The sequence below is a fragment of the Enterobacter sp. 301B genome (assembly GCF_003850715.1).
Classification (GTDB): Bacteria; Pseudomonadota; Gammaproteobacteria; order Enterobacterales; family Enterobacteriaceae; genus Enterobacter; species Enterobacter intestinihominis.
Genome location: NZ_PQTC01000002.1, coordinates 219,819 through 233,002 on the forward strand (window position 1 = coordinate 219,819; position 13,184 = coordinate 233,002).

The 13,184-nt window shown below is 54.1% G+C and carries 13 protein-coding genes and 4 tRNA genes; 11 read left to right on the top strand and 6 right to left on the bottom strand.

The features are described from left to right. The first annotated feature begins 161 nt into the window (after nucleotides 1-161). The 5 genes from C3451_RS03395 to C3451_RS03415 all read left to right on the top strand — a co-directional run bounded on the left by C3451_RS03395 (nucleotide 162) and on the right by C3451_RS03415 (nucleotide 1,018). Nucleotides 162-237: transfer RNA gene (locus C3451_RS03395), tRNA-Val, on the top strand. A gap of 41 nt (nucleotides 238-278) precedes the next feature. Then, nucleotides 279-354 (top strand) — tRNA-Val (locus C3451_RS03400). A 29-nt stretch (nucleotides 355-383) separates the two neighbouring features. Beyond that, nucleotides 384-459: transfer RNA gene (locus tag C3451_RS03405), tRNA-Val, on the top strand. 4 nt (nucleotides 460-463) lie between these two features. Continuing rightward, nucleotides 464-539: transfer RNA gene (locus tag C3451_RS03410), tRNA-Lys, on the top strand. A 137-nt stretch (nucleotides 540-676) separates the two neighbouring features. Beyond that, nucleotides 677-1,018 (top strand): FlxA-like family protein, encoded by a 342-nt coding sequence (locus C3451_RS03415; protein ID WP_022648939.1) that lies wholly within the window; start codon nucleotides 677-679, stop codon nucleotides 1,016-1,018. Here the strand turns inward: C3451_RS03415 and C3451_RS03420 are convergent. Then, the gene (locus C3451_RS03420) at nucleotides 1,009-1,950 is read right to left on the bottom strand and encodes a LysR family transcriptional regulator (protein ID WP_045621169.1); all 942 of its coding nucleotides are present in this window, start codon (nucleotides 1,948-1,950) and stop codon (nucleotides 1,009-1,011) included. The genes C3451_RS03415 and C3451_RS03420 overlap by 10 nt on opposite strands. A gap of 89 nt (nucleotides 1,951-2,039) precedes the next feature. On the opposite strand from C3451_RS03420, the gene C3451_RS03425 reads away from it, so the two are divergent. Continuing rightward, nucleotides 2,040-3,035 (top strand): bile acid:sodium symporter family protein, encoded by a 996-nt coding sequence (locus tag C3451_RS03425; RefSeq protein WP_022648941.1) that lies wholly within the window; start codon nucleotides 2,040-2,042, stop codon nucleotides 3,033-3,035. Here the strand turns inward: C3451_RS03425 and C3451_RS03430 are convergent. The 3 genes from C3451_RS03430 to zipA all read right to left on the bottom strand — a co-directional run bounded on the left by C3451_RS03430 (nucleotide 3,032) and on the right by zipA (nucleotide 6,328). Continuing rightward, nucleotides 3,032-3,247 (bottom strand): DUF3820 family protein, encoded by a 216-nt coding sequence (locus C3451_RS03430; RefSeq protein WP_003861328.1) that lies wholly within the window; start codon nucleotides 3,245-3,247, stop codon nucleotides 3,032-3,034. The genes C3451_RS03425 and C3451_RS03430 overlap by 4 nt on opposite strands. A 1-nt stretch (nucleotide 3,248) precedes the next feature. Further along, nucleotides 3,249-5,264 carry an NAD-dependent DNA ligase LigA gene (gene ligA / locus C3451_RS03435; protein ID WP_032623825.1) on the bottom strand — a complete coding sequence of 672 codons (2,016 nt, stop codon included), beginning with the start codon at nucleotides 5,262-5,264 and terminating at the stop codon, nucleotides 3,249-3,251. A gap of 68 nt (nucleotides 5,265-5,332) precedes the next feature. After that, nucleotides 5,333-6,328, bottom strand: a complete 996-nt coding sequence (zipA, locus tag C3451_RS03440) for a cell division protein ZipA (protein WP_022648943.1) — start codon at nucleotides 6,326-6,328, stop codon at nucleotides 5,333-5,335. 229 nt (nucleotides 6,329-6,557) lie between these two features. Here zipA and cysZ point away from each other — a divergent pair, with 229 nt between their 5' ends. The 5 genes from cysZ (at nucleotide 6,558) to crr (ending at nucleotide 11,349) form a co-directional block, all read left to right on the top strand. Continuing rightward, nucleotides 6,558-7,319 carry a sulfate transporter CysZ gene (gene cysZ / locus C3451_RS03450; protein ID WP_022648944.1) on the top strand — a complete coding sequence of 254 codons (762 nt, stop codon included), beginning with the start codon at nucleotides 6,558-6,560 and terminating at the stop codon, nucleotides 7,317-7,319. A gap of 163 nt (nucleotides 7,320-7,482) precedes the next feature. Beyond that, the gene (gene cysK / locus C3451_RS03455) at nucleotides 7,483-8,454 is read left to right on the top strand and encodes a cysteine synthase A (RefSeq protein WP_006811453.1); all 972 of its coding nucleotides are present in this window, start codon (nucleotides 7,483-7,485) and stop codon (nucleotides 8,452-8,454) included. 317 nt (nucleotides 8,455-8,771) lie between these two features. After that, the gene (gene ptsH / locus C3451_RS03470) at nucleotides 8,772-9,029 is read left to right on the top strand and encodes a phosphocarrier protein Hpr (RefSeq protein ID WP_000487600.1); all 258 of its coding nucleotides are present in this window, start codon (nucleotides 8,772-8,774) and stop codon (nucleotides 9,027-9,029) included. Nucleotides 9,030-9,074: 45 nt separating this feature from the next. Then, a complete protein-coding gene (gene ptsI / locus C3451_RS03475) occupies nucleotides 9,075-10,802 on the top strand; it encodes a phosphoenolpyruvate-protein phosphotransferase PtsI (RefSeq protein WP_022648945.1) in 1,728 nt (575 codons plus the stop codon). Between the two features lie 43 nt (nucleotides 10,803-10,845). Beyond that, on the top strand, nucleotides 10,846-11,349 hold the full coding sequence (gene crr / locus C3451_RS03480) for a PTS glucose transporter subunit IIA (RefSeq protein WP_022648946.1): 504 nt from the start codon (nucleotides 10,846-10,848) through the stop codon (nucleotides 11,347-11,349). A gap of 44 nt (nucleotides 11,350-11,393) precedes the next feature. Here the strand turns inward: crr and pdxK are convergent, their stop codons facing one another. Both pdxK and cysM read right to left on the bottom strand, forming a co-directional pair. Beyond that, nucleotides 11,394-12,230: a pyridoxine/pyridoxal/pyridoxamine kinase gene (gene pdxK / locus C3451_RS03485; protein WP_045621171.1), complete on the bottom strand. Its 837-nt coding sequence runs from the start codon at nucleotides 12,228-12,230 to the stop codon at nucleotides 11,394-11,396. A 5-nt stretch (nucleotides 12,231-12,235) separates the two neighbouring features. Next, nucleotides 12,236-13,147, bottom strand: a complete 912-nt coding sequence (gene cysM, locus C3451_RS03490; RefSeq protein ID WP_022648948.1) for a cysteine synthase CysM — start codon at nucleotides 13,145-13,147, stop codon at nucleotides 12,236-12,238. Nucleotides 13,148-13,184 lie beyond the last annotated feature (37 nt).

Sequence of the window (13,184 nt, forward strand, 5' to 3'; positions counted from 1 at the left end):
GATCACTTTATCCGGTTCGAGATTGCTGTTTTTGTTTAGAAATCATGCACCACAGTCCGTTTTGCGATCGTTTTGACTAATTTTACGACGAACGAATAAAAACTTTAGAAAATGCGTTGACTCATTTTCAACTCTCCCTATAATGCGACTCCACACAGCGGGGGTGATTAGCTCAGTTGGTAGAGCATCTCCTTTACACGGAGGGGGTCGGCGGTTCGAGCCCGTCATCACCCACCATCTACTTCGGTAGACTCGCAGTGTAGATAAGAATTGAGATTGGGCGATTAGCTCAGTTGGTAGAGCATCTCCTTTACACGGAGGGGGTCGGCGGTTCGAGCCCGTCATCGCCCACCATTCTCACCTTATCGTAGCAGTTCCGAAATGGGCGATTAGCTCAGTTGGTAGAGCATCTCCTTTACACGGAGGGGGTCGGCGGTTCGAGCCCGTCATCGCCCACCATTTCGGGTCGTTAGCTCAGTTGGTAGAGCAGTTGACTTTTAATCAATTGGTCGCAGGTTCGAATCCTGCACGACCCACCAATGTAAAAAAGCGCCCTAAAGGCGCTTTTTTGCTATCTGCGATATAGCACATCCCCATTGCAGCCAAACCGCTTGTTTTACTCAAGCTCACGCCTTCTTTGCCGATACCTCTATTTTATGGCGAAAAGGATCTCAATATGACAACTCTTAAGCCCGTTTCTCTGTCGGCGATGGAAATCGGCAGCGTAGATAACAGCTCCGGCGGAAACGACATTGCTTCCCAGATCACCCGTCTGACCAAACAGATAACGAAAGTCACTCAGCAACTCAAAGAAGTCGCCATGGGTGATGCCACAGCGGAAGAAAAGCAAAAGCAGCAAGAATTGCTCGAATCTCAGCTGGCAATGTTGCAGGCACAGTTGGCGCAATTGCAGCGTCAGCAGGCAGAAGAGGCGATGCCAAAACAGGAAAGCGGTCAGGCCGTGGCGGAAGGCGTCAATAAACCCTCCGCAGAACATCAGATTGATATCTATATCTGATCATTGGTTTCGTTAAAAAGTGGATCGCGCGTGCGGGCCTCCATCAGACGCCTGGCCTGCATACGCACCACATCCCAGCAGGCATGAGCCGCTCCGGAAAGAGACCTGTTTTTACGGCGTACCAGCATCAGCTGGCGTTCGACACAGGGTACGAAACGCTTCACCGTTAAACGACTCCCCTGCGGCAGTGGCAGCGCCAGCGCCGGCAGAACGCTGATGCCAATCCCCGCTTCGACCATCGGGAAGAGCGTGGCAGGATGCCCAATCTCCTGCACAATGGTTGCCTTTACGCCCTGTGCGGCCAGTGCGGCATCTATTAGCGGGCGGCTACCTGATGCATAATCCTGTAACACCAGGTTTGCCCCCTGTAAGGCTTGCCAGGCCACCTGCGACAGCGATGCCAGAGGATCATCATCGCGGCAGAGCAATAAAAAGGGTTCCGAGAGTACCACTTCACATTCCAGGTCGCTTACCGCTCCGGGATCGATAACAATCCCGAAATCCACATCCCCCTGACGAATACTTTCCAGTACCCACTGCTGCGGCCTGTCGTGCAAAACAAAATCGATATCCGGATAGCGGTGATTACTTTCAGCGATGCACTGGGGAATAAGATGCGCCGAAATCGTCTGGCTCGCCGCCACTCTCACGGTACCGGAAAGCTGTTGTCCAAGCCGTCCGACGTCTCTCAGCGTACTGTTCAGTTCATCCAGCAGCCTTTCCAGACGCGTTGCCAGCTGATGTCCCGCTTCGGTGAGCACCACTTCGCGCGTAGTGCGGTCGAGCAGTTTCACGCCGGTTTGAGTTTCCAGCTCTTTCACGCTATGGCTCACCGCCGACTGGCTGAGGCCAATCATCTCCCCTGCCCGACTGAAGCTGTGGGCCTGCGCGACGGTGACGAAAACACGAAGCTGACGTAGTGAATAATTCATCTGTTTAATTCATGAATGGATGCAATAAATCAATTTTATTTCTCAAAGGGAAGAAAGCACAATAGCGGCATCTGTTTTCAGGAGTGATTATGAAACTTTTTCGTATCCTTGATCCGTTTACGCTGACCCTGATTGGTGTCGTCTTGCTGGCCTCGTTCTTCCCGGCGCGGGGCGGTTTCGTTCCGGTCATTGAAGGGCTGACCACGGCAGCCATTGCCCTGTTGTTCTTTATGCATGGCGCCAAACTCTCCCGGGAAGCCATTATTGCAGGCGGTAGCCACTGGCGACTGCACCTCTGGGTAATGTGCAGCACCTTTATCCTCTTCCCTGTTCTGGGCGTGCTGTTTGCCTGGTGGGCGCCGGTGAATGTCGATCCGGCACTCTATACCGGTTTCCTTTATCTGTGCATTTTGCCGGCCACCGTGCAGTCTGCTATTGCCTTTACCTCGCTGGCGGGCGGCAACGTCGCGGCGGCGGTCTGTTCTGCTTCGGCTTCCAGCCTGCTCGGGATCTTTGTTTCACCGCTGCTGGTCGGTCTGCTGATGAACATGCATGGTGCAGAAGGTAATCTGGAGCAGGTGGGTAAAATTTGTCTGCAACTGCTACTGCCGTTTGTGCTCGGACACTTATCCCGCCCCTGGATTGGGGCGTTTGTGGCGAAACACAAAAAATGGATCGGGAAAACGGACCAAAGCTCCATTTTGCTGGTGGTTTACACGGCCTTCAGCGAAGCCGTGGTGAACGGCATCTGGCACAGGGTGGGTGCAGGATCGCTGCTGTTTATTGTGGTGGTAAGCATTGTTCTGCTGACCATTGTGATCGCGGTTAACGTCTTTGTGGCCCGCAAATGCGGCTTCAATAAGGCCGATGAAATCACCATCGTATTCTGCGGATCGAAAAAGAGCCTGGCCAACGGGATCCCGATGGCCAATATTCTGTTCCCGACGTCGGTCATTGGGATGATGGTACTGCCGCTGATGATTTTCCATCAGATCCAGCTGATGGTGTGTGCGGTACTGGCGCGGCGTTACAAGGCACAGACTGAAAAGCTGGCGCAGGAAGAGACCCGCGCCGCGAAAGTTTAAGGACGTTTCAGGGGCTGCACCAGCTGGGTCAGCCCCTCTGTTTTGATCAGTAATGTGATAGCCATCAGCTCGCCAAGACGCCCGGCAGGAAACTCATCCTTACGGGCAAACCACAGCAGATATTCTTCCGGTAAATCAATCAGCCTGCGGCCCTTATATTTACCGAACGGCATCTCCGTATTGGCGATCTCAACGAGCTGCTCTTTTTCCACATCACTCTCCTAAAAGGCGCATCATTTCCGCTTCATCGATCACCTCGATGCCGAGCTCCTGCGCTTTTGCCAGCTTCGAACCGGCCGCTTCCCCGGCGATCACCAGGTCGGTTTTCTTTGACACGCTTCCCGCCACTTTTGCCCCAAGCGCCACCAGGCGCGCTTTCGCGTCATCACGCGAGAGCTGGCTCAGACTGCCGGTCAGCACCACCGTTTTACCGGCAAACGGGCTGTCGATCTCTTCTGCATTAACCACTACCGGTGCGGGCCAGTGAATGCCCTGTTCCAGTAATTTACCGATCACTTCACGGTTGCTCTCTTCGGCGAAGAAGTTGAAGACGTGGGTAGCGACCACTATACCAACGTCAGGGACTTTCTGTAGTTCGTCGATGGTGGCTTTCTCAAGAGCCTCCAGCGTGCCGAAATACGCCGCCAGCCCTGCCGCCGTCGCCTCTCCGACTTCACGAATGCCGAGCGCGTAAAGGAAACGGGCAAAGGTAGTATTTTTGGCCGCCTCGAGCGCATTGACCACGTTCTGGGCAGATTTCGGCCCCATACGATCAAGACCGGTCAGCTTACCTGCCGTCAGGGTAAAGAGGTCCGCTGGCGTATGGACATACTCTTTCTCAACTAACTGGTCGATGATCTTGTCACCCATTCCGTCGACGTCCATCGCCCGGCGGGAGACGAAGTGCTTCAGGGACTCTTTACGCTGCGCGCCGCAGATTAACCCGCCCGTACAGCGCGTTACCGCTTCACCTTCCACGCGCTCAACGTCCGAACCACATACCGGGCAATGGGCAGGAAACTCGATGGCACGGGTATCGGCAGGACGTTCTGATTCCACTACGTTAACCACCTGCGGGATCACATCGCCCGCGCGGCGAATCACCACTTTGTCACCAATTCGCAGCCCCAGACGGGCAATTTCATCGGCGTTATGCAGCGTAGCGTTACTGACCAGCACGCCAGCCACCTGCACAGGCTCCAGACGCGCCACAGGCGTAATCGCACCCGTACGTCCTACCTGAAATTCCACGTCGCGAACGAAGGTCATCTGCTCCTGCGCCGGGAACTTAAAGGCCACTGCCCAGCGTGGCGCCCGGGCAACAAAACCCAACTGTTCCTGCAATGCCAGGGAGTTAACCTTGATCACTACGCCATCAATATCAAACCCAAGCGTGGGACGATCTTCTTCAACCTTGTGATAGAACGCCAGCACCGCCTCTGGAGAGTCGCAAAGCTGCACGCGGTTGCTTACCGGCAAACCCCACTCTTTGAACTGCATTAAACGACCCAGGTGGGTATCCGGCAGGTCACCGCCTTCCAGGATCCCGACGCCGTAGCAGAAGAAAGTAAGCGGTCGCTTCGCGGTGATACGCGGATCGAGCTGGCGCAGCGAACCTGCCGCCGCGTTACGCGGGTTTGCAAACACTTTACCCCCGGTACGACGCGCTTCTTCATTGATCTTCTCAAAGCCCGCCTGCGGAAGGAAAACTTCCCCGCGCACTTCCAGCCGCGCAGGAATGTTATCGCCACGCAGCTTCAGCGGGATCGCACGAATGGTGCGCACATTGGTGGTGATGTCTTCCCCGGTGGTGCCGTCGCCGCGCGTTGCGGCACGTACCATCACGCCGTTCTCATAAAGAATGCTGACGGCCAGACCATCCAGTTTTAGCTCGCAGCACCAGCTCAGATTGTCGACGCTCTTCAGGCGATCCTGCACGCGCTTGTTGAAAGCCAGAAAACTCTCTTCATCAAACACGTTATCCAGCGACAGCATCGGCACTTCGTGGCGCACCTGGCTGAAAGCACCCAGCGGTTCCGCGCCGACGCGCTGCGTTGGGGAATCGGGCGTAATCAGTTCGGGGTGCTGCGCTTCCAGCTCGCGCAGTTCACGCATCAGGCGGTCATATTCCGCATCCGGCACTTCCGGTGCGTCCATAACATGATAGAGATATTCATGATGGCGAAGCGTGGTTCGCAGTTCAGTAAGTTGTTGTTCGATTGAGTCCATATCGCACCATCAATGAGAAAAACCCCCGACAGGCGGGGGTTGAGGAGGAGTTGAAGTAAACGCGACGATTACGCGTTAGCTTCCTTAACTTCGCGGATGCGGTCCTGATATTCGCGCAGTTTCTGCGGCGTCATCATACGACGCTGATCGTCGAGCACCACACCGCCCACTTCGTCGGCGATGTGCTGAGCGGACTGTAGCATCAGCTTAAAGTTTTGCAGCTCGTCACCGTAGGACGGCACCTGCATAAAGATCGTAACCCCAGGCGTGACGAAATCACCGGTCATTTCCGGGTCAAACGTGCCTGGATTGACCATATTGGCCAGGCTGAACAGCGCCGGACCGCTGCCGTCAGGACTCAGGTGGCGATGGAAAATATTCATGTCGCCGAACTTGAAGCCTGCCTGTTGGATGCTGTTAAGCAGCACGTCACCGTTCAGATGGGTGCCATGATGAGCAGCCACATTCATGATGATTACCGCTTCTTTACGCTGCGGCTTTTCAACAACCGGTTCTGGCTCAACAACAGGCTCAGGCTCAACGCGCGGAGCGGGCTGTGGCGCAGGCGGTGCAGATTCAGGCTGCGGTTGTTCTACCGGCTGCGGCTGTTGCACTGGCTGTGGCTGATGCACTGGCTGTGCAGGCTGTTGCACAGGTTGCTGCTGTACAGGCTGTGGCGCAACGGGCTGCTGTTGCACAGGCTGCTGCGACGGATGACGAACAGGTTCTTCCACTGGCGGCGGCGCTGGCTGGCGCGGCTGGGCAGAGGCATACGGTGGTTGATACTGGTGCTGCGGAGCGCGGGGAGCTTCATGCTCTCCATGCGCTGCGCCGGGCGCAGTATTGACCCGATGAACACGAACTTCACCCACGCCGTCGTCGTCAAGACCGTCGATGTCGTCTTCAACGTCATCGTCTTCGCGACTGGACTTCATGCGCTTCAGTGGACGATCGCGAAACATAGAGGAACGCTCTTTACGGCTGGTCCAGAAACCATGTACCAGTAAAGCGATTATGGCGATCGCGCCAACAATGATTAATATCAGACGCAAATCCTGCATCATTATATTCTCTGTTGTTCTAACACCTTGCCACCACGGCAAACATTTACTCACTAAGAGTATTTGCCGTTTACGTCAAGTGCAAGTGTATGCAGAGCATTCACAGCATAAAGATGAACTAAATCGTGCTTTTTGCTGGTTTTTCGAACATTTCCGAACTGGTCATTGGCCCGTAACTGGATAATATAGGCGGGCAATTCCACTGGTTGTGTAAAAAGGAGTACAGCCTGGTATGGTTTCAACATCTTCTTCTGCCCCACGTAGCGGGGTCTGGTACTTTTCTCAGGGCTGGAAACTGGTCTCCCTGCCGGGCATTCGACGCTTCGTTGTTTTGCCGTTACTGATCAACATTATTCTGATGGGGGGCGCGTTCTGGTGGCTGTTCACCAGACTGGAAAGCTGGATCCCTTCCCTGATGAGCTATGTGCCGGACTGGTTACAGTGGTTGGACTACCTGCTCTGGCCGATTGCGGTTATCTCCGTGCTGCTGGTTTTCGGCTATTTCTTTTCGACGATAGCTAACTGGATAGCCGCGCCGTTCAACGGTCTACTGGCCGAACAGCTGGAAGCGCGCCTGACCGGTGCGGCGCCGCCTGACACGGGCGTACTGGGGATCGTGAAAGATGTCCCCCGCATCATGAAGCGTGAATGGCAGAAATTCGCGTGGTACCTGCCGCGGGCGATTGTGCTGCTTATCCTTTATTTTGTACCCGGGATCGGCCAGACGGTCGCACCCGTGCTGTGGTTCCTGTTCAGCGCCTGGATGCTTGCTATCCAGTACTGTGATTATCCGTTCGATAACCACAAAGTGCCGTTTAAAGAGATGCGCACTGCCCTGCGCACTCAGAAGGTTGCCAATATGCAGTTTGGTGCCCTTACCAGCCTGTTCACCATGATCCCTTTCCTGAATCTGTTCATCATGCCCGTTGCCGTTTGCGGCGCGACGGCGATGTGGGTGGACTGCTACCGTGCTAAGCACGCGTTATGGAAGTAATGCAAAAATGTGTAAAAGAGGGGTGGCTTATGCCGCCCCTTATTCCATACTGATCCCCATTATTTCCTTGCAGCATATAGATATGCGATTTCCTTACTTCCCCATACCTGTTCAACAGGTATGCTGGGTCGGTATCCCAATTTCATACAGTTAAGGACAGGCCATGAGTAAGATTTATGAAGACAACTCGCTGACTATCGGTCATACGCCCTTGGTTCGACTGAACCGTATCGGTAATGGACGCATTCTGGCGAAGGTCGAATCTCGTAACCCAAGCTTCAGCGTTAAATGCCGTATCGGTGCGAATATGATTTGGGATGCTGAAAAGCGTGGCGTGCTGAAACCTGGCGTTGAGCTGGTTGAACCCACCAGCGGCAATACCGGTATCGCCCTGGCCTATGTTGCGGCGGCGCGCGGCTATAAGCTGACGCTGACTATGCCTGAAACCATGAGTATTGAGCGCCGTAAGCTGCTGAAAGCGTTGGGTGCGAATCTGGTCCTCACGGAAGGCGCGAAAGGCATGAAGGGCGCGATTCAGAAGGCCGAAGAAATCGTCGCCAGCGATCCTGCAAAGTATCTGCTGCTCCAGCAGTTCAGCAACCCGGCCAACCCGGAAATTCATGAGAAAACCACCGGCCCGGAAATCTGGGAAGATACCGACGGTCAGGTTGATGTGTTTATCTCCGGCGTAGGCACCGGCGGTACGCTGACCGGGGTGTCTCGCTATATTAAAGGCACGAAAGGTAAAAAAGATCTGATTACCGTTGCCGTTGAGCCAACCGACTCTCCGGTTATCGCTCAGGCGCTGGCAGGCGAAGAGATCAAACCAGGTCCGCACAAAATCCAGGGTATCGGCGCTGGCTTTATTCCAGGCAACCTCGATCTGAAGCTGATCGATAAAGTGGTCGCAATCACCAATGAAGAAGCCATCTCCACGGCGCGTCGCCTGATGGACGAGGAAGGCATTCTGGCGGGTATCTCTTCCGGTGCGGCGGTTGCTGCAGCTCTCAAACTGCTGGAAGACGAAACCTTTACCAACAAGAATATTGTGGTTATCCTACCGTCTTCGGGTGAGCGTTACTTAAGCACAGCACTGTTTGCCGATCTCTTCACAGAGAAAGAACTGCAACAGTGATGCCAGCATGTTAAAAACGCGTAAAAAAGCACCTTTTCAGGTGCTTTTTTGTGGCCTGCTTCAAAGTTTTACCCCTCCTGGCATTGCTTCACCCCGTTGGGTCTGGTATTTAAACCAGCAATTATTTTGATGCGCGAAATTAATCGGTGAACGAAATAGCGCTGCTGAATCGATTTTATGATTTGGTTCAAGTCTTGCTTTCACTGCATAATGTTTAATGACGATTGAAACGTCAGCGCTAACTATACAGGCTAAAGTTAAGTCGCCAGGCTAGACTTTAGTTCCACAACACTAAACCTATAAGTTGGGGAAATACAATGTTCCAGCAAGAAGTTACCATTACCGCTCCGAACGGTCTGCACACCCGCCCTGCTGCTCAGTTTGTTAAAGAAGCGAAAGGCTTCACTTCTGAAATCACTGTGACTTCCAACGGCAAAAGCGCTAGCGCAAAAAGCCTGTTCAAGCTGCAAACTCTGGGTCTGACTCAGGGTACCGTTGTTACCATCTCCGCTGAAGGTGAAGACGAGCAGAAAGCAGTTGAGCATCTGGTTAAGCTGATGGCTGAACTCGAGTAAGTTTACCGGGTTCTTTTCAATATCAGTCACAAGTAAGGTAGGGTTATGATTTCAGGCATTTTAGCATCCCCGGGTATCGCTTTCGGCAAAGCATTGCTGCTGAAAGAAGACGAAATCGTCATTGACCGGAAAAAAATTTCTGCCGACAAGGTTGATCAGGAAGTTGAACGTTTTCTGAGCGGTCGTGCCAAGGCATCTGCGCAACTGGAAGCGATTAAAACTAAAGCTGGCGAAACTTTCGGTGAAGAAAAAGAAGCCATCTTCGAAGGGCACATTATGCTGCTCGAAGATGAGGAGCTGGAGCAGGAAATCATAGCCCTGATTAAAGATAAAGGCATGACGGCCGACGCGGCTGCGCATGAAGTTATCGAAGGTCAGGCAACTGCCCTGGAAGAACTGGACGATGAATACCTGAAAGAGCGTGCGGCTGACGTACGTGACATCGGTAAGCGCCTGCTGCGCAACATCCTGGGTCTGGCCATCATCGATCTGAGCGCGATTCAGGACGAAGTCATCCTGGTTGCCGCTGACCTGACCCCGTCTGAAACCGCACAGCTGAACCTGAACAAGGTGCTGGGTTTCATTACTGATGCAGGTGGACGTACCTCCCACACCTCTATCATGGCGCGTTCTCTGGAGCTGCCAGCCATCGTGGGTACCGGTAGCGTCACCTCGCAGGTGAAAAACGACGACTATCTGATTCTGGATGCCGTAAACAACGTGGTTTACGTCAACCCAACTAACGATGTGATCGAGCAGCTGCGTTCCGTTCAGGAGCAGGTTGCTACCGAGAAAGCGGAACTCGCTAAACTGAAAGATCTGCCAGCCATCACGCTGGACGGCCATCAGGTTGAAGTGTGCGCTAACATCGGTACCGTACGTGACGTTGACGGCGCTGAGCGCAACGGTGCGGAAGGTGTAGGTCTGTATCGTACTGAATTCCTGTTCATGGACCGCGACGCCCTGCCAACGGAAGAAGAGCAGTTTGCAGCGTACAAAGCGGTTGCGGAAGCGTGCGGCTCGCAGGCCGTTATCGTCCGCACCATGGATATCGGTGGCGACAAAGAGCTGCCGTACATGAACTTCCCGAAAGAAGAGAACCCGTTCCTGGGCTGGCGTGCCGTACGTATCGCCATGGATCGCAAAGAGATCCTGCGTGACCAGGTTCGCGCTATCCTGCGTGCATCCGCTTTCGGTAAGCTGCGCATCATGTTCCCGATGATCATCTCTGTTGAAGAAGTGCGTGCACTGAAGAAAGAGATTGAAATCTACAAGCAGGAACTGCGTGACGAAGGTAAAGCATTTGACGAGTCAATCGAGATCGGCGTGATGGTGGAAACACCGGCAGCCGCGACCATTGCACGTCATTTAGCCAAAGAAGTTGATTTCTTTAGTATCGGTACCAATGATTTAACGCAGTACACCCTGGCAGTTGACCGTGGTAATGATATGATTTCACATCTCTACCAGCCAATGTCGCCGTCTGTACTGAATTTGATCAAGCAAGTTATTGATGCTTCTCATGCAGAAGGTAAATGGACTGGCATGTGTGGTGAGCTTGCAGGCGACGAACGTGCTACACTTCTGTTGCTGGGTATGGGTCTGGACGAATTCTCTATGAGCGCCATTTCCATCCCGCGCATCAAGAAGATTATCCGTAACACGAACTTCGAAGATGCGAAGGTATTAGCAGAGCAGGCTCTTGCTCAACCGACAACGGACGAGTTAATGACGCTGGTTAACAAGTTCATTGAAGAAAAAACAATCTGCTAATCCACGAGATGCGGCCCAAATTACTGCTTAGGAGATAAGTCTAATGGGTTTATTTAGTAAACTGTTCGGTGACAAAAGCAATAGCGACTCCGGAACTATTGAGATTGTTGCTCCGCTCTCCGGCGAGATCGTCAATATCGAAGACGTGCCGGATGTAGTGTTTGCTGAGAAAATCGTTGGTGATGGCATTGCTATCAAACCAACTGGCAACAAAATGGTTGCTCCAGTTGACGGTACCATTGGTAAGATTTTTGAAACCAACCATGCGTTCTCTATCGAATCCGATAGCGGTATCGAACTGTTCGTTCACTTCGGTATCGACACCGTTGAACTGAAAGGCGAAGGCTTCAAACGTATCGCGGAAGAAGGCCAGCGTGTTAAAGTTGGCGACCCTGTAATTGAATTCGATCTGCCACTGCTGGAAGAAAAAGCGAAGTCTACCCTGACTCCGGTTGTTATCTCCAACATGGACGAAATCAAAGAGCTGATCAAACTGTCTGGCAGCGTTACCGTGGGTGAAACCCCGGTTATCCGCATCAAGAAGTAATTCTTGCCGCACGGTAAAATGGCGCCTTCGGGCGCCATTTTTGTTTATGCAGGCAGAATAAGCTCGTCGTAGCCTTTCGACTGCGTATAGATCATCACGTCAGTCACCCTGTCGCCCGCCATGCGAATGGCGTCGGCCACGGTTTTACCGCCGACGATACCGCTCACCAGCTCCGAACAGAACAGATCCCCCGTCCCTTTCAGGTCCGTCTCAACGCGCGGGTGTGCGCTTACGGTAACGCCCTCCCCGCTCACCAGCACGACGTGGATATTTTGCGGATCGTCAGCCACTGGCGCGCTGGTGATCGCCACCCATTTAAGCGTGTCAGACAGCAGCCCCTGCGCGGCGGCAATGGCGCTCTCCGGCGTACGGCACGGTTTGCCGCTCAGCACTTCCAGCTCAAACACGTTGGGCGTAATGCCCTGGGCCAGCGGGAGCAGGTGCTCACGGTAGGCTTCAGGAATATCCGGCTTCACGTACATCCCGCTGTCGATGTCTCCGATTACCGGGTCGACCAGCACCAGCAGATCGGGATGTTGAACTTTGATCGCCTTCAGCCACTGCGCCAGCAGCACGATCTGGCTGGCGTTGCCCATATAGCCGGTAGTGACTGCTTTAAGCTCGCGCAGGATCTCGCGCTCTTCCAGCGCCTTCAGGTAGCTGCTGAACCACTCGTCCGGGATCACCCCGCCGTAGAAGGTGTCGTAGTGAGGCGTATTGCTGAACAGCACCGTCGGCACGGCGGTAACGTTCAGTCGATGGGTGCGAATATTTGGCACCGCGATGCTGTTTCCCACACTGCCGTACACCACCTGCGACTGAACGGCGACAATATCGGTTTGCTGCGCCCGGGTGTTATCCCGGAATAAAATCATCTCCATGACGCTTAAATCCCCGCCCCCTGCGAATAACTCTCTTCACCAAAGACGCCGGTCGACAGGTAGCGATCGCCGCGATCGCAAATAATCGCTACCACTACTGCACCCGGGTTTGCCTTAGCCACCCGAATCGCCCCCGCTACCGCGCCACCCGAACTGACGCCGCAGAAGATGCCTTCACGCACGGCCAGCTCACGCATGGTATTTTCCGCCTCGCGCTGATGAATATCCAGCACCTGGTCCACAAGCTGAGCATTAAAGATGCCCGGCATATACTCCGCGGGCCAGCGGCGAATGCCCGGAATACTGCTTCCCTCTTCCGGCTGGAGGCCGACAATCGTCACCGGCTGCTCCTGCTCGCGCAGAAAACGTGACACACCGGTGATCGTGCCCGTGGTCCCCATGCTGGAGACAAAGTGGGTGATGCGCCCGCCGGTTTGCTGCCAGATTTCCGGGCCGGTGGTGGTGTAGTGCGCGTACGGGTTGTCCGGGTTATTAAACTGGTCGAGCAGCTTGCCTTCCCCGCGCTCCGCCATCGCTAACGCTAAATCTCGCGCCCCTTCCATACCCTGCTCTTTGCTCACCAGAATCAGCTCGGCCCCGTAGGCACGCATGGCGGCACGGCGCTCCTGGCTCATGTTATCCGGCATCAGCAGCTTCATACGATAGCCTTTCAGGGCGGCAATCATCGCCAGTGCGATACCGGTGTTACCGCTGGTGGCTTCGATCAGCACATCGCCGGGCTTTATCTCGCCGCGCTTTTCGGCCTGAACAATCATCGACAGCGCCGCCCGGTCTTTCACCGACCCCGCCGGGTTATTGCCTTCAAGTTTGACCCAGATTTCGCTGCCGTTGTCACACCCCATGCGCTGAAGTTTGACCAGAGGGGTGTTGCCGATGGTGTGTTCGAGTGTATTCACGATTTTTACTCAATAAAAAGCCCGGTAAGCATCACGC